At 65.8% G+C, this 25,066-nt stretch carries 11 protein-coding genes; 6 read left to right on the plus strand and 5 right to left on the minus strand.

The features are described from left to right. The coding region (locus G8760_RS28510) for a DUF7927 domain-containing protein (protein ID WP_166356204.1) at window positions 1-4,226 on the minus strand (4,226 nt) is incomplete at its 3' end. Between the two features lie 1,126 nt (window positions 4,227-5,352). Here G8760_RS28510 and G8760_RS28515 point away from each other — a divergent pair. Both G8760_RS28515 and G8760_RS28520 read left to right on the plus strand, forming a co-directional pair. Then, window positions 5,353-6,426, plus strand: coding sequence for a glycosyltransferase family 2 protein (locus tag G8760_RS28515; RefSeq protein ID WP_166356232.1), 1,074 nt, complete (start codon window positions 5,353-5,355; stop codon window positions 6,424-6,426). 63 nt (window positions 6,427-6,489) lie between these two features. Further along, a complete protein-coding gene (locus G8760_RS28520) occupies window positions 6,490-6,678 on the plus strand; it encodes a hypothetical protein (RefSeq protein ID WP_166356205.1) in 189 nt (62 codons plus the stop codon). A gap of 123 nt (window positions 6,679-6,801) precedes the next feature. On the opposite strand, the gene G8760_RS28525 is transcribed toward G8760_RS28520, so the two are convergent. Further along, window positions 6,802-7,935 carry a Dyp-type peroxidase gene (locus tag G8760_RS28525; protein WP_207782836.1) on the minus strand — a complete coding sequence of 378 codons (1,134 nt, stop codon included), beginning with the start codon at window positions 7,933-7,935 and terminating at the stop codon, window positions 6,802-6,804. 103 nt (window positions 7,936-8,038) lie between these two features. Next, complete coding sequence (locus tag G8760_RS28530) at window positions 8,039-13,357, minus strand: SdrD B-like domain-containing protein (protein ID WP_166356206.1); 5,319 nt, start codon at window positions 13,355-13,357, stop codon at window positions 8,039-8,041. A gap of 344 nt (window positions 13,358-13,701) precedes the next feature. Between G8760_RS28530 and G8760_RS28535 the strand changes: the two genes are divergently transcribed. The 3 genes from G8760_RS28535 (at window position 13,702) to G8760_RS28545 (ending at window position 18,594) form a co-directional block, all read left to right on the plus strand. Then, window positions 13,702-15,081 carry a right-handed parallel beta-helix repeat-containing protein gene (locus tag G8760_RS28535; RefSeq protein WP_166356207.1) on the plus strand — a complete coding sequence of 460 codons (1,380 nt, stop codon included), beginning with the start codon at window positions 13,702-13,704 and terminating at the stop codon, window positions 15,079-15,081. Between the two features lie 23 nt (window positions 15,082-15,104). Further along, complete coding sequence (locus G8760_RS28540) at window positions 15,105-15,884, plus strand: hypothetical protein (protein WP_166356208.1); 780 nt, start codon at window positions 15,105-15,107, stop codon at window positions 15,882-15,884. Window positions 15,885-16,092: 208 nt separating this feature from the next. Then, on the plus strand, window positions 16,093-18,594 hold the full coding sequence (locus G8760_RS28545) for a LuxR C-terminal-related transcriptional regulator (RefSeq protein ID WP_166356209.1): 2,502 nt from the start codon (window positions 16,093-16,095) through the stop codon (window positions 18,592-18,594). 92 nt (window positions 18,595-18,686) lie between these two features. Here the strand turns inward: G8760_RS28545 and G8760_RS28550 are convergent, their stop codons facing one another. Further along, window positions 18,687-23,621, minus strand: a complete 4,935-nt coding sequence (locus tag G8760_RS28550; RefSeq protein WP_166356210.1) for an NAD-glutamate dehydrogenase — start codon at window positions 23,619-23,621, stop codon at window positions 18,687-18,689. 191 nt (window positions 23,622-23,812) lie between these two features. Between G8760_RS28550 and G8760_RS28555 the strand changes: the two genes are divergently transcribed. Continuing rightward, complete coding sequence (locus G8760_RS28555) at window positions 23,813-24,307, plus strand: DUF2505 domain-containing protein (protein WP_166356211.1); 495 nt, start codon at window positions 23,813-23,815, stop codon at window positions 24,305-24,307. A gap of 35 nt (window positions 24,308-24,342) precedes the next feature. Here G8760_RS28555 and G8760_RS28560 read toward each other — a convergent pair whose 3' ends face one another. Next, complete coding sequence (locus tag G8760_RS28560; protein WP_166356212.1) at window positions 24,343-24,930, minus strand: hypothetical protein; 588 nt, start codon at window positions 24,928-24,930, stop codon at window positions 24,343-24,345. Between the last annotated feature and the right edge of the window lie 136 nt (window positions 24,931-25,066).

Raw genomic sequence — 25,066 nt, forward strand, 5'->3', positions numbered from 1 at the left:
AAGTTGAGCGCACGGTTGTCCCCACGCTCACCATCCGGGCGCAACGTCACCTCATAGGTAACCGTCACGGTCTGACCCGCGTCCAGCGTCCCGGTGATGTGGAACCGGTTCGCATCCAGCCCCTCCAACGACAACGCCGGATCAGACACATCCGGACCCGCCGTCACGTCACCGTCGTCCAGCACATGCGTCAGATCATCGACGGTGTCGACCGTGCCTGGCGCCTGGCCGACGTTTTCGAAGGTCAACGTGTACGTCAGCACGGTCCCGGCCTGAACCGGGTCCTCCGACGCCTCAACCGACTTCGACTCGACGACGAAGGCTGCCGGGATCCGGACCGAGTCACACGGCTCGGTGTCCGGCGCGGTCTGCTCTTCCGGCACACAGGCCAGGTTGAGCAGCACGTGATCACCTTCACCGGTGTAGGTGACGGTGTAGGTGATCGTCACCGACGCGCCGGCGTCCAGCGCACCTTCCCAGCTGACGATGGGATCGTCGAACTCGAGTGTTCCTGGCTGATTCGCGTTGAGCGACCCCTCGTCGAACGTGGCGTCGTCCAGCACATCGGACAGGTCGTCGGTGACCACCGCGGGGGCATCCGCCGTGTAGTGACCCGGCCCGACGTTGGTCGCGGTGACGGTGTAGGTCACCGTCTCGCCAACCGCAGGCAGGTCGGCCTGGTCAGCTGTCTTCTCGATCTCCAGGCGCGGTAGCTCGAACTCGTTCTCCGCACACGGTAGCCCGGTCTGCGGGTCACGGCCGTTCTCGTCCGGCGGGTCGCACTCCGGAGTCACCGGCTCGCAGTCCGGATCGGCCGGGTCGCAGTCCGGCACGAAGGCGACGTTACGCACCACGCCGTCTCCGTCGCCGGTGAGCGTCACCTGGTAGGTGATGGTCACCGTGTCACCGGCGTCCAGCGCACCTTCCCAGCTGACGATCGGGTCATCGAATTCCAGCGTGCCCGGCCGGTCCGCACTGAGCGACCCCTCGTCGAACGCGGCGTCATCCAGCACCCCCGACAGATCGTCACGCACTCGGGCCGGGTTATCCGCCGAGTAGTCCGACGTGCCCGAGTTGGTGAGCGTCACCGTGTAAGTGACGGTGTCACCGGGGCGCGAGTCCGCCGTCGCGTCCGACGTCTTCTCCACGTCGAGGGCGACGAACTGCACGAGGTAGTCTTCGACCTCACCGGACCGGGCCGCACCCACCGGTGACGGGTCGTCGACCTCCCCGCCGTACAGCCGGAAGCGGGCGTAGGTGTCGCTCTCGGTGGTGGCTTCGCCGAACGTCAAGGTAAACGTGTCCGACGTGTTGGCCGCAACCGTCACGACGTCCGACCGGTCACCGGCATCGAACGTCCCGGTACCGCCCAGGTCGACCCAACCGGCCAGGGTGGCCGGCTCATCGGTGTTGTTGGTGACCACCACATCCACGGTGACCGGCTCGCCGGGCACCAGCACGATCCCGTCGGCCACGCCGTCGTCGAAGGTGTCCAGGTCCGCCTCGTCCGACGGCTGGCCGTCGGTTTCATGGCTGACGTTTTCACCGAGCATCAGCGACGTGGTGTTGGTGTCCGGGTCGTAGTCCCGCAGACCATGCCGCGGTCCATCCGAGTCCAGCAACGTCCGGTAGCTGTCCGGGGCATCACCGTAGTCGGTGTAGATCGGGGCGATCGCGCACCGCGCGCCGTCGTTGTTACCCGACGGCGGCCCGTCCTCCACGAACAGCGAGGCCGTGACGTCCTGGATGTCGATGCGGTAGATGTTGCCGCTGATGTTGCTGGAGACGTACAGGAACTCCTCATCCGCGAAAGCCGCACCGAACGTGGTGACCCCTTCAGCGTTGAGCTGAGAAAGCGGGCCAGCGTCGTGGTGCAGACCGGTCGCCATGTCGAAACGCCACAGCCGCCAATTGCTTGTTTCCGTGTTGCGCAAGACCCGCCAGAGGTTGTCACCTCCGCCAGGCACCCAGGCCCAGTCACCACTGTTGCTCCAGATCCCCGACATCTCCCCGCCCTGCACGGTGCCCCAGTTGAGGACCTCCATGAAGGTATCGCCCGGGTTCAGGTCGATCTGGTACCAGCGGGCGTGGGCAGCCGAGCCGACGGCATTACTCACCCAGTAGTGGCCGTTATTGTCGACATCACCAACCGGGAAAGAGTCCTCCGCGTTGAGCTCGGGGTGGTCCGGCACACCAAGAGTGGCCGACGACCCGTCCGCGCCGATCCGGACGACGCCGGTCCGATCCGGCCCATCACCAACGAGTTCGTTGTCCCAGCCGTAAACGAAATCGTCGACGACGTTGTACGCGGCCGCGTTGACGCTGCGGCCCTCGATCACCACCTCGGCCACATCGACGTCGCCGGTCAACAGGTCGACGAACTGCACCTGGGTGGGCGGTTCCGCACCCGGATACTGGAACAGCAGACCGTCCGGCGAGCAGACCCACGGCTCCTGCACGTCGGCCGGCACCACGATCTCCTCGGCAACGTCGACCGGCACATAGGTCCAGTCGTCGATCCAGCGCTGGTCACCCCAGCTACCGCCGATACCGTCGTTGGCGTTGTCGCGGCAGGGCCAGCCGTGCACACCACCCGAACTGTTCACACCCGCGCGGCCGTCAAGTTGCGGGGTCACACAGGCGCGGTCCTGGACTCTTAAGTTGGTGTCGTTCCAGTACAACGTCTGATCGCCGGCGCCCGGGCCGTTGAGGCGGGTCACCTCGATCCCGTCGCGGATCTCGACGTCCCAGTTGGCGAAGTGGATCTCACCGGTTCGCTCGATGGAGACCCGGACCGGCAACTCCTGGAACGGCGAGACCTGAATGCCGCTGCCGTCCAAGCCGTCCCACGTCACACTCCCGCCGCCGTCTTCGGCGAAGCCCGGCAGCACGAGGTCGTAGGTGCCATCACCGTTGGTGTCGATCTCCACCGAAAGCTGCCCGGTGAAATTGTCGACCGCGTACTCGATCTCTCCAGCACGCGATCCCGGGCCATCCTGGCTGAACGTCACATCGGTGATGAGCGGCGTAGTCGTCGGCGGCACAATCCAGTCCGTCGCACCGTCCCAGCGGGTCGCCGTCTCCGGCAGGTCCGCGGCAGGCTGCTCGAAGAAGATCTTGTAGAGATCACCGCAGTCACCAGCCGACGGGACCCACAGATTGGGGTCACTGTGTGGCCCGTCGGACGTCCAGCTCTCATAGGCCGAGGCACATGTGTCTGCATACGCAACACCCGTGGCGTCGGCGTAGATGTCCGAGTTCACACCGTTGTAGCCGTGGTAGGTCGCTTCGTAGAGGTACCCGGTGTCGGTCTGGAACCAGAGATCCAGGTCGAGGTCGTGCGTCGACGTGGCACCTTGCCGCATCCGGTAGTGCTCGCTCCAGACGCGACCATCAACGGCGGTCGCGCCGGACATCACGTTGATTTCCCAGAAGAACGCGGAGTTGACCACGTGTGAGTCGATGTGGATCCGCCAGATGCCGGGCTCGCCGGACGCTCCCTGCCATTCACACGGGGTCGCACCGTCAGCTGGAATCTCGCACGTCTCCGCCGGGAATCCTGGCCCCTCGAGCTCCACCGTCGCACCACCGACGATTCCGCCCGGCGCCTTGGTAAAGGCGACATCAAGCGTCTCCCCGGCCGCCACGTAGGCGAAGAACGTCGTTGTCAGGACGCCGCTGGTCCCAGGGCTCGATGACATCGGCGCCACGGGGCCGGAGTCGTCACCTTCATCCTCGACGGACTCGTCGGTTGCGTCCTGCTGGACGCGGTCGGCAGCCCCATCGGCCGGACCGGGGCCATCACGCGAGTTCTCTGTAGCTGCCTTCTCGCCCGACGTGTCCTCATCGGCAGCTTCGTCGTGGGTGTCCGCGTCATCGTTCACCGCGTCATCGTTCACCGCGTCGTCGACGGCCACGTCGTCCGATGTGTCCTGCTCGGCGGTGTCCTCTTGAGTCGAGGCGTCGGCTTCACCCAGCAGCTGGGTCGCCTCGGACTCGGCGCCCTCCTGGTCGAGTGCCGTGGTGGCCATAACACCAGCGGTTGGCAGGCCAGCCACTAGTAGTGCCGTCAACACAGCTAATGCCGCGACGCGGCGTGCCGGCGCATAGGACTCGGCGTTCGTAGTAGTCGAATGGTTGTGTCGAGTTCGGCGGCCGATGAAGGCCAGGACGTCGCGAAGTCTCCCCCGCCGCGGCCTGCGCCGCCCCCTCGTTGGCGTCGTCATGACTGGTGGTCTCCTTACCTCGGAAACTGCAGTGCCCTGGATCCACGAGACCCAGCGCATTACCCCCCGAGGTGCCCCGTACCTGCCTGCGTCCGCCCGGCGGATCGTTCGACCGTGCGTTGGCGGGTTGGAGCCACCCTCTTTGGCCTAAGAGTCGCCTCGCCGGAACGCTCGCACGCACAGCAGGAAAATGTGTCCTGCGTCATATCGACCACCCCGGGCGGTGTGCCGCCATGCCTTCGGCCCAGCAGGCGCAGGCCATCTGGCACTCGAGAATTTCGTACCGTCGACCCAGATCGGGCCGGATTTGGGGTACGACGCTAAGCCCGCGCATTCTAAGGCGGCCGGCGCTCCACTCCCCGAGAATTGGGGGGCCAGGGGGAGCGGAGCACCTATCCCCCGTTGCAGTGCGGGACGAACGGATCGAAAGCCGATCATTCGACCGCCTGCCCACACACCTGGATAAGAGCCCCTTGACCTCAGATCAGCACGCCATTCCGGCGAATTCTCTGACCGCCCGCCCTGGGGCCGGCATATACCCAGCTCAACCTGGCGATACCCGCCGAGGTGTGGCGCGCCTCACATGGGCAGCCGCCAATTCACCTCCGGTGATCGTTGCCGGATTCGCGCCACCGCCCCACGATGATCGAAAGCCAGGTCGCGTCGCCATGCAGGCCGGCAGATGTCGGCGGAGGCATCAGGACATCGCAGGATTTCGGGGCCGACGCAATGAAGTGACGCAGCCGCGAGGGGGTGCCGAAGGGGCACGAGGCCGCACATCGGGCAATCGACTACGTATTTCCTTGTATTTCCCGATAAAAGATCACCCCCAATAGGGCCGCTGGGCAGATCGATCGGTGACGGAAGTTGGGGATAAAGGACGTCCTCCCAGCCCACGGCCCAGGTCGGCTAAACAGAAGCAGAACCACGCCAGCATTCTGCGCCGAATTCTTCCGTGAGCCACGTCACGCATCTACTGGCATCATTCGGCGCCACTCCACACGTTATATAAGGCGTTTGACCAATTTATCCTGAATTGTGTCTTTTAAGTCATGGAATATCACCCACAGTGAGATTCCGGCGTTTTAGCGACGCGCGACCTTGGGGGGAGATCGGCTTGAGCACGATGCGAGTGCCCGGCGCACATCGGAGGGTCCGGGTGGTCGTACTGATTCCGGCACACAACGAGGAAGACCGGGTGGGCTCAGCATTGGAGTCGTTGCAACGGCAGACCCGGACGCCGGACCGAGTCGTCGTAGTGGCCGACAACTGCAGCGACATGACCACCTCCGTCGCCCAAACCAAAGGTGCGGAGGTCATCGAAACCGTCGGCAATACGCAGAAGAAGGCCGGCGCACTCAACCAGGTCCTGGCTACACTCCTGCCGGACCTGCACGAACGGGACCTCGTTCTGGTCATGGACGCCGACTCAACGTTGGCGCCGCGGTTCGTTGAGGTAGCCCTGACCACCTTGCGCAGCGACGACGGCATTGGCGCCGTCGGCGGAATCTTCCTCGGCGAACCAGGCGCCGGGCTACTGGGTGAACTCCAGCGCAACGAGTATGCCCGGTACCAGCGACAGATCGCCCGGCGCGGCGGTGACGCACTCGTCCTGACCGGCACCGCGACCCTTCACCGGGTAGACGTGCTACGGCGGCTCACAACCGAACGAGGTCAGGTCTACGACACCTCCGCACTCACCGAAGACAATGAGATCACCCTGGCCATCAAGAGCATGGGCCTTCGCTGTGTATCCCCTCCCGAGTGCATCGTGGTCACCGAGGTCATGCCCACCTGGCGCGACCTGTGGCGGCAGCGGCTGCGGTGGCAACGCGGAGCACTCGAGAATCTGCGCACCTACGGCATGACTCGGGTCACCCTGCCCTACGTCGCACAGCAGGCCGGGATGGCGTTCGGCGTCCTCGCTTTGTGGCTCTACCTCATTTACACCACCTACATCGTCGCCAGCGGACAGTTCGGGTTCCACCCGATCTGGACGCCCCTCGGACTGATTTTCGTCGCCGAGCGGGTCGTCACCGTCTGGCACCGAGGCGCAAGGGCGCGCCTACTGGCGGCACCGCTGATCGTGGAGTGGGTCTATGACCTGTTCCTTCAAGGGGTGCTCATGCGATCAGCGTTCGACATTGCTTTGCGCCGACCCGCCACCTGGCATCACGTCGGCGCAGCCGCAACTCGGTAGTCGAACACGCCGCCAACACACGCAACACCAACAACCACAACCTGAAGGAAGCAGTAAACAACCATGTACCAAGGCAACCCACTGAACGCATCCGCCGCTGTCGTAGGTGTTGGAGGCGCCACAGCACTGGCCGACACTGGCACTCCGGGCTTCTGGGCCCTCGTCGCCCTGGCCGTCGGTTTGAACACGATCGGCTACCTCCTGCTGGCCACTCGCAACCTGCTACCGGCTCGGCGGCGCAGCACCACCTAACGCTCACTGCGTCCTGCAAGGTGTGGGCAGTGGCGCTCACCTTGCAGGACGCAACAGTCGCGGCCGCACGCCAACGTCCTGCAGAGTGTGGGCAGTGGCGCTCACCTTGCAGGACGCAAGCAGCTACGCGGGGGTGAGAAGGGTGGAACCCAGCGGGCGGTCCCGGTCGAAGCCGGGCAGCATAAGGAAGGTGCCGCTGGCGGTAGCCGTGACGTACTCCATCATCCGGTCCTGCTCGTCGAGGCGCTGCTGGGTGACGACGAACGTGCGCAGATCACGCTGGAAACAGACGAACATCAACCCCACCTCGTCTCCCTCGGCGTACGCGTAGCCGCGGCGCAGCATCAACGCGCTGCCCGTCAGCGCGGGATGGGCGGAGCGGGAGTGCGAGCCAAGAGGGGTGAGGTACTGGCCATCGGCGGTCTTCGCGGTCAGGCTGACCTCATCCCGCAAGGAACCACCGGACATCGGGGCCCCATCGGCCTTGTGCCGACCGACCATGGCCTCCTGCTCATCCACCGCCAACCGATTGAACGCCGCCACGTCGGTCCGCAACCGCCGCACCACCGCGACGGTGCCACCCGCGACCCTCGGGTCGTCCCGCAACCACACGTGTTCGGCCAGCTCATCGGCGCCCCTAGGCACGATGATGCCGTCATGGAAGCCGAACGGGTTACGGACGATGCCATCTCGGCCCGGGCCACGGAACCCAAACTGCCGCCACCGCTGCGTACTGCCCGGGAGGGCATCGAGCAACGCATCCACGGCTGGCGGCAAGACGGCCGGGTCACTGGCGCTGGCGATCATCAAGACGTCGCCGCCGACCCGATCCGTGGCCAGCTCAGCGTCGGACACGAACTCGGGCAATGGCTCGGCCCCTGGCAGTTCACCGTCGATACCAGCCACCACACGGGGCCCCACCCCGACGGCCACGGTTAAGTCGCCGGTGTCGTAGGACGCGTCGGCAAGGAACTCCAGCAGCCGGTCCCCCACTGGCGCAAACGTCGATACATCCGGCGACGCCACATCCGCGACAACCGTCAGCGAATAGGGCTGCGGATCGGCCGGCGTCGCAATACCAGCCTGATGGTCACCCGTCGCCGGAACCGGCGAACCGCCGGCTGGGGCCGGCTGAGCAGCAACCGCCGGTTCGACACCACGACCTGCCACGCTGCCACCGATCAGCCCGCCGGCGGTCATCCCCCCGGCTCCGATAGCCAGCCCGGTGAGCAACCGCCGTCGCGACGGTCTAGACACCATCCCACCCCTCTTCCGGTCGACGCCACGGAAAGTGGGGTGTGCCCCGGCTCATGACCAGGACACACCCCACGTCAGCTAGCTGAAGAACCGAAGGTTGATGTTAGTCAACGCTCCGATCCGCCGCAGCCAGTTTGGTACGACGACGCGTTGTGCCAGCCACCGTCAGACCACCAGCCACGAGGACAAGACCGGCCACAAGCAGCCACAACGAGAAGCCAGCACCGGTGTCGGCCAGGTCGTCACCTGGGTCCCGCGGATCCCGGTCGTCCGGGTCCGGATCCGGGTCCGGGTCCGGATCGCTCGGGTCGTCCGGCGGGTCGACCGGCTCGCAGGCGTCGGCGTCGAGCTCGTGCCCGTTGTGGTCAAGCAGACCCACATTGAGCAGACCCGATCGGGTGCCGTCGCCAGGCTCGTCCACACACTGCGCGGACTCCACCGTGAGCGTGTCGCCGTCCAGCGTGAACAGCACACCCACTTCGTACGTGTGGGTCGCACCGGCCGCAATGGACACCTCCTCGGTCAAGGCGTTCTCCGCTGCGTCCGGCTCGTTGCCTTGTCCGGTGAACGAGTCGAGCACCTCGATGTCACCAGGTGCGGTGTTGGACGCCCGCACGTCGAGGATCTCGATGCCCTCACCGAACCGGAACTGGTCGTACAGCACGTACTCCCCGCCGGCACCGCCGTCGTTGGTCACCTCGAGCTCGTAGGTGATCACGTGCCGGTCGCTGTTGATCCGCTCCGGCCCGTCGACGACGGTTTTGTCCAGCTCGATCGACGGCAGGTCAGCACAGTCGGTGTCGACGAGTTCGTCGCCGCCTTCCGTGTACAGGGTGGCGACGTTGTTCAGACCGCCGTTCTCGAAGTTGCCGCCCTTCTCGTCCTGGCACAGCGCCTGCGAGTTGCCGTCCTCGTCGACCGCGAACGACGGCGGCACGTCGGCCACGACCCGCACCGTATATACGTGCGGCGCGTAGCCGTCGTCGTTCATGCCGGCCAGGGCGACGTCCTCGGCGATGACCAGCTGGTCGACACCGTCCCAGTCGTCGCGGACCGCGACACCGTCCGGCGCGGAGACGACGGCGGCCTCGGCCACCTCGACACCCTCGCCGTAGAGCAGTTCATCCTCGAGGTCGTAGACGGTCGCACCCGGCAGCAGGTTGCGCACCACGATGTCGTAGTGCACCTCCCACTGGCCGTCGCCGATCGGCTGTGCCGAGACCAGGTTCTTCTCCAGGTCCGGCTGGCCGAGCGACACACACACCTCGTCGGTGTCGGTGAGGTCGTTGTGCTCCAGGCCGGTGCTGTTGGCCAGGCCGCCGTACTCACCCGAACCCGGCGGCGGGCAGGTCATCGACTCCTCGGTCAGGGTGTCCTGGTCGAGAGAGAAGACCACCTCCACCTGATAGAGGTGTTCTCCACCAGCCTCCAGCGGCACGTCCACGGCGATGACGTTGACCGGGTCGCCCTCGGGCCCGCGACCGGTCCACGTGTCCAGCACGTCGGCCACGTCCGGCGCGGTGATCACCTCGGACTCTTCCACCACGATGCCGTCGCCGTAACGAAGCTGATCGGTGACGGTGTATTCGCCGTCGGCCGAGCCGTCGTTCGTCGCGACGATGTCGTAGGTGATGGTCCAGGTGCCGTCACCGTTGCTCACCGGTCCGTCGCTGATGGTCTTGTCGATGGTGAACGACGGCAGCTCAGCGCAAGCGTCGTCCTCCTCGACCAGGCCAGCTTCGTCGGTCAGCGTCGAGCCGTTGTTGAACGCGGTGTTCACCGACGGATCACCAACCGCCGCGGAGCAGCTGGTCGGGTCGTTACCGTCCTCGTCCAACTCGAATGACAACGGCACATCGGCGATGACGGTCAGCACGTACTCGTGTGGTGCGTAGCCGTCGTCGGCGGTGCCCAGCAGCGGCACCTCTTCGGCGATCCGCAGCTGATCCTCACCATCCCAGGCCGGGTCGTACAGAACCACCCCGTCCGGAGCTGACGTGACGTCGGCGGAGACGATGTCCACCTGATCGGTGAAGCGCAGCTCGTCGTCGAGGTCGTACCAGGTGGCCGCGACCCCCTTGTTGAACACCTCGATGCCGTAGACAACCTCCCACCGGCCATTGCCGATCGGGGTGGCCGAGATCAGCGACTTCTCGTGAGACGGCTGGCCGACCTCACGGCACTCGTCGTCGAAGTCGGGGTAGCCGTTGAACGACGAGTTGGCGTCGTTGTACAGGCCGGTGCCGTCTTCTTCACCATCGACGAGTGTGCAGTCGGACGGGTCGGGACCTTCCGGCGGATGCGGCAGGTCGATCGTGAACCGCACCGCCACGGTGTACTGATGGGATTCGCCACCGTCGATCGGCACATCTTCGACGATGAGCGTGTCGGCCAGACCGTCGAACTCACCGCGGGTGGTGATGTCGCCCGGATCCGTGTTCTCGGCGACGACGGAACCGTCGATGATGTCGATACCGCTGCCGAAGCGCAGCCGGTCTTCCAGGTCGTACTCCGTCGGCACGTCGGTCTCGTTGGTGACGGTCAGACCGTAGACGATCTCCCAGACGCCGGGCAGGTTCTCCCGGTCGACGACGTACGGCTCGACCTCGACGGTCTTGTCGAGGGTGACCAGCGGCAGTTCGCTGCACTCGGCGTCCACCAGGTCGTCATAGTTCTCCGGCGACATGGTGGCGACGTTGAACAGTCCGGTCGTGTTCTCAGTACCCGGTCCGGCATCCGGCACACAGGACAGCTGGTCCAGGTCGACCAGCGCCTCACCCGTTTCCGGGTCCGCGTTCAAGGCGACTGTCACGGTCAACGTATAGACATGCTCGGTGCCGTTGTCCTCGGTCGACTGTGCGTCGATGGCGACGTAGTCGGTGACCACCCGCTGGTCGTCGACGCCGTCCCAGTCCGCGTTCAGCAGCCCGTCGGCCTCCGGCGGTCCGGAGACCACCTCGGTGCCGACGATCTCGATGCCTTCGCCGTAGCCGGTCAGGTCATCGGTGAGCAGGTACGAACCGTCGATCATCCCGGTGTTCTCGGCGACCAGTTCGTACGTGATGGTCCAGGTGCCGTCCTTGTCCGGCGACTGGATCGGGCCTTCCACCATCCGTTTGTCGAACTCGTAGCTGATCTGCGAGTACCCGAAGTCGATCGTGTGGTCGTTCTCGCCCGGCCCGCCGGTAGTGACCAACGCGAACGGGAACGGATCGGTGGAACCTTCGGGAACGATCCCGTTCGAGTCGTTCTCCTCCGGGTTCACACTGTCCTCGTCACCGGTGTGTGGCACGGTCGGGTACCACCGGTACAGCGGACCGCCCTCGGCGTAGTCGTCCGGGTTGTCGATGCCGACCTCGTAGTCGGTGTTCGTGCGCAACTGGTAGTCCTCGTCGAACGAGGAGAAGTAGTACTCGCCCTTCTCGTCGGTCAGCGTGGTGTTCACCAGTGTCCGGTTGCCGTCTCCGTCGACCTCGTAGAGGTTGACCGTGGCGCCTTGCACCGGGTCCTCGTCCGGATCCTGGATACCGTCGTTGTTGACGTCGTACCAGACGTAGTTGCCGATCTCGATCGGTGCCGCCGATGCGAGCACCGAAGCCGAGCCCAGACCGTTGCCCTTCGCGGTGACCACGTTGCCGACGGTCCGGCGGATCATCGCACCGTTGCCCGAGTAGGCAGCACCGGTCTCCTGATAGAGCCGGTACGTACCTTCCTGGAGGCCGCCGTGAACGACGTGAACCCCGGTCGTCATGACGCCGTCGTCGCGGCTCGGGTTGATCACGATCGAACCCGTCGACTCGTTGTCCTGGTTAGCCACACCGAAGCCGGTGTTGAAGTAGCGCAGGCCGCCGGGACCCATGTGGCCGAGCTGGGCGCCCTGTCCGGTGACCCCCTTGTGTACACCGTTGTTCTCCAGGGTGAAGGTCCCATCACCGTTGGGTGCGGCGATGAAGACATCACCTTCGGACCGGACCGACGTGGTGCGGTTGTCGCCGTCATCCGGGTCACCCGACAGGAACGTCGTCGCCCCCATAACGTCACCGGTGAGGTCCCGGATGGGGATGATGAGATCGCCGTGCAGCACCTTGACCCCGGCCACCACGGGCTGGTTGAGGCGCGCAGCGGTGCCGTTTCCACCAGGCTGGTGGTAGTGCGTGCTCTGCGTCGCCCACGGCTCGAACGTTGGCCTGAAGCCGCTTCGCGCGAAGTCGAGGGGGAAGTCCAGAACCTGCGTCAACGAGCCCGGAGCATCCGCGTCGAAGCTGTAGACGTAACCATGGAGGTCACTGACCTGCCGGCTGGTTTCGGCCGTGTCGGTAGCACTGATGTACATGGTTCCGGTCAGCGCGTCGGCGCCGACACCGTAAGGCCGGATGTCGCCGGTGAAGACGTCGTCGAAGAAGAACTCGTCCACCGCGACGGGCGCGACGCTCGGGTCACTGCCAGTGTCTATCCGGATCAGCGAGCGGTTGTGGAGGTTGACGGCGAACAGGTAGCGCTCATCCGGGCTCATGGCGATCTCGCCGATCCCGGCCCGGCCAACCTTGTTCCACGCCTGTGCGTCCCGGAGCCACTCGTAGGCGGGATTCTCGGGCTCGACGCTCGGCCGGAACCCGTTGGGGTCTCCGGCCGGGGCATCTGGGTCCGGACCACCGAGATCAATACCGTGGTCGGCCAGGTCCACGTATACCTCAGCCGAGGCCGTCGGTGCCGACCAGTCGGCGCCGTCCGGCGTCACCCGGTAGATACCGCCGATCCCCGCGGGCCCGAAGGCCGAGTGACGCCGCATGTATGCCGCGGTGAAGACAGTGGGAACCCCACCAACCTCGTCCGCCCGGGTCATCGCCGAGCCGTTCGTCGCTCCGATCTCGCTGAACTGAACTCGACCAGTCTGCGGTACCGGTGTGGTCTGGTTAGGGCTCTCGGCATCCCACCAGATAACGCCGGAGGCGGCAGCGTCGGCGTTCGGACCATCGCTGGTGGCGTAATGGACGATCGGGATATACACCTGCGGGTTGGCATCGACGAACGCGGTGGGCACGTGAAAGGAGAAATCCACGCCATCCACGTCGCCACCGCTGACGTCGACGAACTGAACCGTAGTGCCGTTTGCGGTGCCGTCACCGCGGCCCACCACAGTGTCGCGCCACTCGGCCCACTCCGGTGCATCCGGCACATTGGCTTCGACCCGCCATTGTTCAGCGTCACTGGTCACCGGCAACGTGTATGTGCCGTCCGCGCCGGTGGTCACCGGGCCCGCGACGTTTCCGTCGCCGTCATAGGCGTAGACCTCGACTCCGGCCAGCCCGGACTCGTACGAGTCGAACATGCCGTTGGAGTCGTAATCTTGCCAGATCGTGCCCGAGATCTCGTCGCCCTCCGCAGCCGTGGCGGCCGGCGCCGAAACAGTGCCTACCAGCACTGAACCGGCGAGGGCAACAGCGCATAGCCCGGCTGCCCCCTTTCGCGTCGCGCTCTCACGCTTGGGAGCCCGACGACGGTCACCACCCCAGCCCGAGCCTCTTTGACCTTGTGGTCTCACTGAATAGCCCTTCTGTTGATCCGCGACTTAAGCCGCCCCCCAATGAGCCATACGGTGTACTCCGCGTGGCGGTAGATACATCCGTGCCTCAAGCCAGAAGAGTCATCAACACACAGATCAGCACGCGATGTGATGTAGATCTCATTTTCAAAGGTTTGAAGACAGCGACAGCAACATGTGCAGGGACGACGTAGCGGGCGGAGTTGTGCATACACTCGGCGACCATGGGGAAGAGCGGAGCGGCCGACCCGCTAGCGCAGCTAGGTCGGCTAGGTGTGGTGATCGCTGCGGCGACGGCGCTGCTCATGGCGGCATGCGGATCGGCTGGAAGCGACGACGATGATCCGAGCACAACGGCACCGAGCACCACACCGGCAGCCGGTGCCGACCTGGTACGGGTGCCGGACGATGCACCCACCATCGGCGCCGCGGTCGAGCAGGTAAACAACGGCGGACTGGTGCTCGTCGCCCCGGGGACGTATCCGGAGGAGGTGACCATCAACAAGTCGGACGTCACCCTTCGCGGCGAGGACCGCAACGGCACCATCATCGACGGCGAGGGCTCCCGCTCGTTCGGGGTGTTCGTCTCCGCCGACGGCGTCCGGATCGAGAATCTGACGGTGCACTCCACGCTGTTCTACGGCGTCTTGGTTACCGGGATGCACGACGAGAACGGTCCGCTGGCGCACGGCGGCCCCGGATATACCGAACTCAACCCAGAACAATTCCCGCCGGTAGAGCGGTTCGCCATCAACCACGTCACCGCCTACAACAACGGCCTGTACGGCATCTATGCGTTCAACGCCCGGCACGGCACCATCACCGACTCATACGCCTCCGGCTCCGCCGACTCGGGTTTCTACGTCGGCCAGTGCGAGGAATGCGACATCCTCGTCACCGCCAACGTCGCCGAACGCAACGCTGTCGGGTTCGAGAACGCCAACGCCTCCGATTCGGTGATGGTCGCCGGCAACCGCTTCTCCGGCAACCGGATCGGCCTGACCCTCCTGTCCAGCTACCAGGAGGCGTTTACGCCGCAGCGCGAGAACCTCGTTGTCGGCAACCTCATCATGGACAATACGAGCGCCGACTCACCTGCACATGCCCACGGCGGATTCGGGTTGGGTGTTGCCATCAGCGGTGGACAACGCAACGACATCGTCGCCAACCACATCGCCGGCCACCCGAGTGCTGGCGTCGTCCTCAGCAACGCCGAAGACATTCCGGCGCTGGACAACCAGTTCCGCGAAAACGTGTTCGGCGACAACGGCGTCGACGTCGCCGACACATCAGCCACCCGCGCCCCCACCGCCGGTACATGTTTCGAGACTGACGGGGCGGCAACGTCGTCGCCAACCACATTGCTCGACGGCCCCTGCCCGGGTGGTGCTGGCCCGGCATCGCCGGACCCTGGTGCGGTTCCCGAGGTGATCACACCGCCCGGTATCAGTTTCCTCGACGTGCCCGCACCCCCGGATCAACCGAACCTGGCCGACGTCGAGGCGATCCCGGACCCCCTACCGGCAACGGTCGAGCTGCCGGATCCCGCCGACTTCGCGGTTCCGGACACCACCCTGCTGTCCGACCGCGCGGGGACCCCGTGAGGCGCCGGGGCCGTCGCCCATTGGTGGCCACCTCCGTGGCCGTCGGCATCGCCTTAGTGGCCGCCGGCTGCGGCGGTTCGGACGAGGAGCCCGACGGCTCGGCGCCGGCTCCCACCACCACCGAGGCCGCCGATGTTCGACCACTCACCACCGACGAAGCCCAACGCCTGGCCATGATGCGCTTCTCCAACTACACCGCCGGGGTCCGGTCGGTCCAGTTCGAGCTACGTGACTCCGGCCAGACGTACCGGGTGGACGGATGGGTCGACTTCGCCGCCGCGCTTGGTTACGCCCACGTCTGGGAGGGCTTAGACGGCGAGCCACCCACACTCGTCGCCTGGACCAAGATCGGCATCAGCTCGCATGATCCGGTCGACGGCGCTGATCGTCCACCACTTCCCCCGCCGAACACCAATGGCGACGCTACCGCCTGGACGTCGTCGGAACTCGCCCCTGACGCGTCCCGGCTCCACGCCGCGCTGGCCACCATCCTCTTGGCGGGTCACGATCGCCCGGACAACCCCGTGTTGCTTCAACAGACCGATGCGCGGTGGTCCCATTCCGACACCGTGGATGGCACGCCGGTGGACGTCTTGTTCGGCCCAACGTCCGACGAACCCTACGATGCCGCTACGTCGAGCACGGCTGGAGACGGCAGCGACGCTACCGTGCGCTACTGGATCGACGGCGAGAGCCTGCTGCGGCGGATGGAGTTACGCCTCGGTGGAGCAGGCGAGTGGACCGCCATCGACTTCGACGAGGCGGATGTCGACTTCGCCCGCCATTTCCTCCCCGCCGCCTAGTGTCGCGGGGTGTCGCCCGGCTACGAGTTTCGCAAGACGGTCAATCCGTATCGGCGTGTGACCCGCCGGTGAGGGTCGCCTGCGGCGTGAAACCACCTCCACGGTACGCTGATCATGGGTGTAGGGCTGCTGAGACGTCCCCTCCTCGTCGGTATCGCACAGACTTCGACCAGGTCAGGGACCACAAGCAGTTGGCCAGGGAGGACACGTGGGTACGGGCGGGTCTGGAGGACCACCGGCACCAAACAGGTTGGCGCGAACGTCGTTGGAACGTCGGCGGCTCGTCGAGTTGATTCTCGGTGCGTCCGCTGCCCCACTGACCGTGATCCAAGGCCCGGCCGGGATCGGCAAGTCCGTTCTGCTGGAACAGGTGGCTCGCAGAGCCTGGCGTGTCCGTGTCGTCCAGCCGGGGCCGGACGACCACCTGCCCACCTATCTCGGGCGGTCGGCCGACCTCGATGGTGCGATGACACTCACGCTGATCGACCGTCCCGGGCCCCTGTCCGAGCTCGATGGGGCAGCAGTGGTAGAGGCCAGCCGCCGGTCACCGACCACATTCGTCGTCGCTACCCGGACGCCGCTCGACGTCGTCACCGGGGGTATGCAGCTCGATGGCGGGGCACGCATCATCTCCATCGACGATCTTCTGTTCACACCCGACGAGGTCACCGCCCTCGCCACCCGATACCGGATCGAACTCACCCCGCAGGACGCTGCCGACGTTCACCTGGCCACCGACGGTTGGCCAGCGATGGTGGACGCCGCACTACGTTCACATCGCGTCGGGAAGCCAGTGCTGCAGCGGCACCTACAAGACCTCATCAGTCGGTTCATCCGCGAAGAAGTGCTCGCCACCGTCCCCGACAACGAACGTGCGATGCTCATCGTCGCCGCCGCCCTCCCGCAGTTCGACGCCCCGGTACTCGCGACTGTCCTGGCTGAACAGTTGCCCGAATCCGACCTGGCAGCACGCCAGACCATCGAACGCTGGGCAAGCTCCGGTTGGGTGGTTCCCGCTGCCAGCACCGGCTACTGGCGCATGCCGAAACCCCTACGCCAGAACCTGCTCACCGAGCTGAACAGCAAACACCCTGACCAGCGAGTAAGCCTCGTCGACCGAGCCGTCCGCGCCCTCGTCGAACAGGACCGAACGTCAGAGACTCTGCCTTATCTGGTCGAGGCGTCCGAACGGGTCGTCTCGGAGCTCCTCCGTGCTCCGGGACGTATCCAACTCGGCAGTGGCCACTACGGGGACCTGATGTCGTCGGTCAACCAACTCGCCGACGACGACCTCGCCAGCCATCCCGCGTTGCTGCTGATCGCCGCAGTGGAGGCGCTGCGCCAACCACCGGACGTCGCCACGTTCATGTTGCGTCTCGACCAAGCCGACGCCAAGGTGGACCGCAGTTCACTCAACGCCAGCCTGCTCTCCCTACACTCGATGCGAATTCTGGCCGCCCGCATCGACGGCGACCTCGAACGGGCCCGCGAGATCGAGCATGCCGGACAGGCCTACATCGACGCCGCCACCGACGAACAACGGCGTGAATACGTCACCAGGCTGGCGTACTTCAATCATCAGCGGGGCACGACACGCCTCGCTGAAGGAGATCTGCCCGCCGCCGACGCGGCGCTACGTGTGGCCCGGACGCAAGCCCACACCAACGGTGCGGACTGGCATCTTGCCAACATCACCACATTGCTGGGGTACACGGCGTTCCTCCGCGGCGAGGTCGATGCCGCGGCCGAGCTAGCGGACTCGACGGTGGCGTTGCTGCAGAGCCGCGGCTGGTTGGACCGGCAGTTCACCGATCACCTCTACCTGACCCAGGCTCTGCTGGAGATCGAGCACGGCCGGGGACATGCCGCGACCACTTTGCTCCACACGGCACAGAGCCGCCTCGAAGCCGACGCCGAGCCACCCGCCGCTCGGCTGGCCCTGGCGTGGTCGACACTCGGTATCCTGCTCGACGACCCGACCATGGGCGAGCGCGCCTTCCTGCTGTGCGGGCCCGACTACCGCACCAACCAGCTGCCCCTCAATCGGTTCTTCACGGCGATCTCACGCGCCCAGGTCCGCCTGGTTCATGGTGAACCCAAGGCGGCGCTGGCCGAACTCGACGACGTCACCCCGCCGCCCGGCCATGCGGCGCAGCTCGCCCTGACCCGGCACCGGGTGTACCTCGCACTCGCCGACGTCGACCACGCGGCCGACGAGTTAGCCGGCGTCCATGACCTCGCCGACGTGCCACTCACTGTGCGGGCCGACCTGCACGCGGCGGCGACGGAATGCGCGTTGCGCCGCAACCACGACCCCCGTGCGCCGTTCGGTCGGCTGCTCGCGATCCTCGAACGCACCGGCGCCCGGCGACCGGTTCTGCTCTCGCCGTGGCTACGCGACGCCCTCGTGTCCGGAGACTTGGCGGTACCCGAGTCCAGTCCGGCGGCCGGACTGGGCGTGGAGGTCGAAGCCCTCCGATCGGCCAATCTGAACGGAGTTCCCACGCTGTCCGAACGGGAAGCGCAGATCCTCGCCGCCCTAGCTGGTCCGGATACGTTGGCCAACATCGCCCGGAACCTATATATCTCACCCAATACCTTGAAGACCACGACCCGCGCGATCTACCGCAAGGTTGGAGCCTCCGACCGACACCTAGCCGTCAAGATCGCGCGGGCGATTGGCCTGCTGCCGGTGTCGGCACCGTCCTGATCGTGGCCGGAGCTGAAGGATAGATCAACGGCGCGCGAGGACGAGCCGCCCGGATAGCGGGATGCACCGAACGACGCTCCTCGCGCCAACCGTCAACTCGGCGAGGAACGGATCAGCGAACGCACCACCCGCAGGCCAACCGACAGCCGCGCGAGGTCGAACGTCTCCCCCTCGATCACCTCGGCCAGTGTCCGCCGCGCCCGGGCGACGACCGCCTCGTCACTGTCCGACCACGCTTGCACCCGTTCCTCGGCACCGGAGTCCTCCTCGGTGTGCTGCAGCACCTGCGCGGTGAGCGCCGTCTGCGCCGCATGCAGATCGTCGCGCAGCGCTGCGCGAGCCATAGTCTGCCAACGATCATTACGCGGCAACGAGATGATCCGCTCCAATAGCCGGCCAAGCCCGAGGTGCTCGCCGAGAGTGAAATGGACCCGGGCCACCTCGATCAAGTCCGTCCCGGTGGCCAGCGAATTCTCCACCATGCCAAGACCCGAATACGCTGGCGGCAAAACCGCCACCCGCACCGCGAGATCCTGTGGCACGCCGACCTTGACGAGGTCGTCGCGGCGGGCGGAGTAGAGGTCTAGCTCCCGGCCGACCAGAACGTCGGGCAACACCTCGAGTAGGCGTGCGATAGGCGCCTCGAAGAACCCTATCTGCCAGGCGATGTCGATCGGTGGCCGGCGGTTCACCACGAGCCATCTGGTAGCCCGCTCGGTGATGGTCCGCCCGGACAGCCGCATTTTCGTTTGCACCTCGGCCGACACGTGGTTGTCGAGAGCCGCCACCGCCGCGTACAACTCGGGCATCCGGAACACCGCACCGGCCACGGTGTAGGCACGGGCCAGGTCCTCCCACGACCCGCCAGTCTCCATACCAAGCCGGAAACCGAACGTGGTGCCGGCCTTGTTGACCAACTCGTTCACCAACGTGTTGGTGATGATCTCCCGCCGCAGCGGGTGATCGGCGATCCGTTCCGCGTAGCGATCGCGCACCGCGCTGGGGAAGTACGCGTGCAGGATCGCCGCGAGGTAGGGGTCGTCCGGGAGCGGCGTCTCGAGCAACTCGGTGTACATCGTGTTCTTCGTGTAGGCCAGCAACACCGCGATCTCCGGTGTGGACAACCCCCGCCCGGAGTTCATCCGCTCGTTCATCTGCCGATCGGTGGGCAGTGCTTCCAGCGTGCGGTCGAGCACACCACGGCTCTCGAGACGGCTGATGTAGGCACGATGTACGTGGGCCAAGTTGGGCGCGTGGTAGACACCCATCGCCAGCGCGACGTTCTGCCCGTAGTTGGTCGCCAGCACCAGCTCCGAGACTTCATCGGTCATCTCGGTGAGTAGTTCGTTGCGCTGCTTCTCGGTGAGATCGCCGGCCCGCACCACACCATCGAGAAGGATCTTGATGTTGACCTCGTGGTCGGACACGTCGACGCCGCCGGAGTTGTCGATCGCGTCGGTGTTGATGCGGTAGCCGGCTCCGTTCTCGGCGACGCCGCGCTGCGCGTACTCGATGCGGGCCCGCTGGGTGAGACCGAGGTTGCCGCCCTCGCCTACACACCGGCAGCGTAGCTCCGTGGCGTCGATACGCACGGCGTCGTTCGCCTTGTCGCCAACCTCCGCGTGTGATTCGGTGCTCGCCTTGACATACGTGCCGATGCCACCGTTCCAGAGAAGGTCGACCGGGGCGGCGAGAATAGCGCGGATCAGCTCGGCCGGGGTGAGCGACGACACCGATGCGTCAAGATCGAGAGACTCGGCGACCTGCCGGGTGATCGGGATCTTCTTCGCCGTACGTGAGTAAACTCCGCCGCCCTCGCTGATCACCTCCCGCGAGTAGTCGTTCCACGTGGAGCGGGGCAACTCGAACAGACGACGACGCTCCGCGTACGACGTGGCCGCGTCCGGGCTGGGGTCGAGGAAGACGTGCCGATGGTCGAACGCAGCGACCAGCCTGATGTGCTCGGACAACAGCATGCCGTTGCCGAACACGTCTCCGGACATATCGCCGATACCGACGACCGTGAAGTCCTCCGTCTGGCAGTCGCGGCCCATCTCCCGGAAATGCCGCTTGACCGACTCCCAGGCTCCCCGAGCGGTGATACCCATGGCCTTGTGGTCATAGCCGGCCGAACCACCGGAGGCGAACGCGTCACCGAGCCAGAAGCCGTAACTCTTCGACACCTCGTTGGCGAGGTCGGAGAAGGTCGCCGTCCCCTTGTCGGCAGCCACCACCAAGTAGGGGTCATCGGCGTCGTGCCGCACCACTCGCGGCGGCGGTATCACCGTACCGTCGTCGGCGCGGTTGTCGGTGATGTCGAGGAGACCCTGGATGAACATCCGGTAGCACTCGACCCCCTCGGCCTGCCACGCCTCCCGGTCGGTACTCGGATCCGGCAGCCGTTTGCCGACGAACCCACCTTTGGCGCCTACGGGCACGATGACGGAGTTCTTCACCGCCTGAGCCTTGACCAAGCCCAGGATCTCCGTGCGGAAGTCTTCACGACGGTCCGACCAACGCAGCCCGCCCCGGGCCACCGCGCCGTAGCGAAGGTGTACCCCTTCCACCCGGGGAGAGTAGACCCAGATCTCGAACTTCGGCCGTGGCTCCGGCAGCTCGGGAATAGCACCCGGGTCGAGCTTGAAGCTCACCGCCGGTTGACGCTGGGCCCCCGGCCGGTCGGTGCGGAAGAAACTGGTGCGCAGAGTCGCCTGGATCAAGTGCAGGAAAGAACGCAGGATCCGATCTTGGTCCAGACTAGCGACCTCGTCCAACGCGGTTTCGATCCGCTCCGCGACCTGTTGGGTCGCGGCGGTACGCTCGTCGAGGTCGCTGGCGGCATCCGGGTCGAAGCGCATCTCGAACAGCTCGACGAGCATCCGAGCGATGTCCACGTGTGCCGCCAGGCACTCCTCCAGGTAACTCTGGCTAAACGTCGAGCCAGCCTGCCGCAGGTACTTCGCGTAGGCTCGCAGGACCGACGCCTCCCGCCAGGACAACCCCGCCAGCGGCACCAACGCGTTGAACCCGTCGCTCTCGGCCTCTCCGCGCCACACCGCCGCGAACGCATCCTGGAAGAGATCCTTGAGCTGGTCGCCATCGCCGTCCCGCAGCGCCTGGAAACGCAGGCCGAAGTCGTAAATGTACGCTGCCGTCTCCGCCTCGCGCCGGGTGATCTCGTACGGCCGCTCGTCGACCACCTCGACGCCCATACGTGAGAGCAACGGCAGCACATGGGTCAACGAGATCGGTGAACCAGTCCGGTAGATCTTCAGCCGGCGGTCCGTGACCGGCGCACCAACCGGGCGATAGAGGTTGAGGCCCAGTCCGTCGATGTCCGGCAGCCCTTCGAGCCGACGAACGTCCGTGGCAGCCGTGCGGGCCGGGAAGTCTTCTTTGTAACCCTCCGGGAAGCCGTCCTTGTATCGGCGCAACAGCTGTGCGGCTGACTCCTCACCCATCTGCTCGGCCAGTGCGTCGGAGAAGTCGTCCGTCCACGCGCGAGTGGCGGCGACGAGTTGTTTCTCCAGCGCCGAAGCATCGAGCTCCGGCAGTTCTTGCTCCGGTCGGCGACGTACGACGAAATGCAGCCGGGCCAGCATCGACTCGCCGACCCGCGCGGTGAAGTCGATGGATTCGCCTCCCGTGGCGGACAACAAGAGCCGCTGAATCCGTTCTCTGACCTCGGTGTTGTAGCGATCGCGGGGAAGGTACACGAGGAACGACAGATACCGCCCGTAATCGTCGCGCCGGACGAACATCCGTAGCTGGCGGCGATCTTGCAGATTGACGACGGCCAGGGCAATCGGCAGCAGCTCGTCCGTGGAGGTCTGGAACAGCTCATCCCGCGGATACGTCTCCAGCACCTGCAACAGATCCTTGCCGGAATGGCTGGCCGGCGCGAATCCACTGCGCTGGACCACCTCTTGTACCCGGCGGCGCAGCACGGGAATGCGCAGGACGCTCTCGATGTAAGCCGCCGATGTGAACAGCCCCAGAAAGCGCCGCTCGCCGACCACCTGGCCGGCATCGTCGAACATCTTGACGCCGATATAGTCCAGGTACGCCGAGCGGTGCACCGTTGCCTTGGAGTTGGCCTTGGTCAGCACCAGCAATCGCGCCTCGCGTGCCTTGGCTCGGACCTCGGCCGGCAGCTTGGCGAACGAGCCCGACACGTCCTGATCGGCACGCAAGATGCCGAGCCCGGTGCCGGTGACGGCGCGCAGGACGTCATCGCCGTCGATCTCTTCGAGCAGGTACTCCCGGTAGCCGAGAAACGTGAAATGCTCGTCAGCCAGCCAGCGCAACAACTCCCTGGCCTCCTCCACCTCCTCCTCCGGCACCGGCAGTGTCGCGGTATCCAGGGCGTCGGCGATCTCCTCGCAGCGCTGCCGCATCCGGGGCCAGTCCTCTACCGCGTCACGTACGTCGCGTAATGCCCGACGCAGGCTGTCCTCGATGTGCCGTTGTTCCGCCGGGTCGTCGCAGCGGTCGATCTCCACGTACATCCATGACTCGACCACGGCGTCGGGCATGCCAGCGAGCCGCGCGTCGTTGTCGTCGATGTCGATGATCTCCAGCAGCTTGCCCGTCACGTCACGCCGGACCGTGATCTGCGGGTGCACGATCAGGTGGATGGTGTTGTCATCCGAGTGCAACGCCATCGTCACCGAATCGACGAGAAACGGCATGTCGTCGGTTACAACCTCGACGACGGTGTGCCCGGCGGACCATCCATGCTCGTCAACCGTCGGTGTGAATACGTGTACGATCGACGATCCCTGCGGGCGCTGCTCGGCGGTGCGACGATGCGATGCGGCGGCGCTGAAAATGTCCAGTGGATCTCGATCGACCAAGTCTTCCGGGGCTACGTGTCGGTAGTAGCGACGCAAGAAGCTCTCCGCAGCCGGCGGACCGGATCCGTTGGTGACACCGGCAGGCAGCTGGCGGCTGACTCCACCGCGTTCAGCAACCGCTGCCGCCTTGGCGAGCAGATCCGATTTGGCCTCTTCCAGCCGGTTACGCATGACCTACCACCCCCGGGGAGCACACCGTCCACCTCGTTGTAGACAGTCCACCAACAACCCTAGTGCCCGACCCTAGGCGTCTGGCAGGGGTGGTACCGATCCTGTGCCCTTCCTCGTGCCTCTACGCTAGGAGGCTCACTCCCGAGGGGTTTCCCGCCGTTAGGACCACCCAATGCGTCAAGATGGGAAACATGGACCTGCACAGTGAGCTTCGCTTCGACGCGGACCCGTACGCCGTTTTCGGCATGCTGACCGACGAGGCCTACATAGCCAAGAAAACTCTCGCGGCCAAGGCGTTGCGGCATCAGATCTCGGTCGACCGAGACGGTGACAGAGTCACCATCGAGCTGGTCAGGATCATGCCACCAGACGTCCCAGACTTCGTCCGGCGCTTCGTCGGCGAAACGATCGACATCAAGCAGGTCGACGTCTGGGAACCGGCCGCTCCCGACGGCTCACGCACTGGCCGGATCACGTTGGAAATGGTCGGTATGCCAGTCACCTGCGCGGGAACCATGACCCTCGCGGCCAATGGTGCGGCCACCGTGCTGACCATCACAGGGTCGATCAAGGCCGGTATCCCTCTGTTCGGCAACAAGATCGAGGAAGCGGTCCACCAAGGCCTGACCGAAGCCGGCAAGATCGAGGAACAGGTCGGGCAGGCTTGGCTCGCCGGTGAGCGTTGAGTCTGTGCTCAACCCCGGTGCGAGCTGGAGTGCCGCTAGCGCCCAGGAAGACCGCCGTCGACCGCACGCAACGGGACACTACGCTCAGCCGCGCCATTACGCCGCCCCGCCTGACGCGGGGTGGCCGCCGGTGTATCCACCGTCCGGGTGGTCGGAGTCGACTCCGTGGTGTCCCGCTCCATCAGCGCCTGCGCGAGGTCGGCCGGGCCGGTGACGCTCATGGCCAACGCTCGGCCCAGGTCGTCGCGGTCGAGGGGCTCATCGGCCGTGCGCCGCAGCCTGTCCGAGAGGTCGATGACTTTGTCGGCCGAGCCCAACGCGGCTCGGGCCGCCGTGAGGTGGCCACGCTGCAACGGCCGTCCGGCGATCAACTGTGCTAGGGCGTCGGCGGTGTCGCTCCAGTCGGCCGCCGAAACCTGCTCACCAACCAGACCCGCGACTCCGGCGATGACCCGGTCCGCGGCGGCGACCAGCTTTTCCGCCGTCTCGCTGTCGCTGTCGAGTGCGGCCAGCCGTAGCGCTACCGCGGTGACCAGCGCGCTGTCAGCCGGACTGCGCCGGGGTTGGGAGAGAAGTCGCACGGCCCGTGCGACGTAAGGCCGGGTAGGCAGCCGATCGTCCATTGCTGTGACACCTCGTGTTCGTCAGTAGGTTCCTAGTGTGATGTGTCAGAGCGACCTTGTCACCGTCTCTGCCACCCAGGCGAAGCCTCGCCGCTTCATCGTCGTTCGATGACTCCGCATCGACCTCCTCTATTGT

The organism is Phytoactinopolyspora limicola, from assembly GCF_011320225.1.
Classification (GTDB): Bacteria; Actinomycetota; Actinomycetes; order Jiangellales; family Jiangellaceae; genus Phytoactinopolyspora; species Phytoactinopolyspora limicola.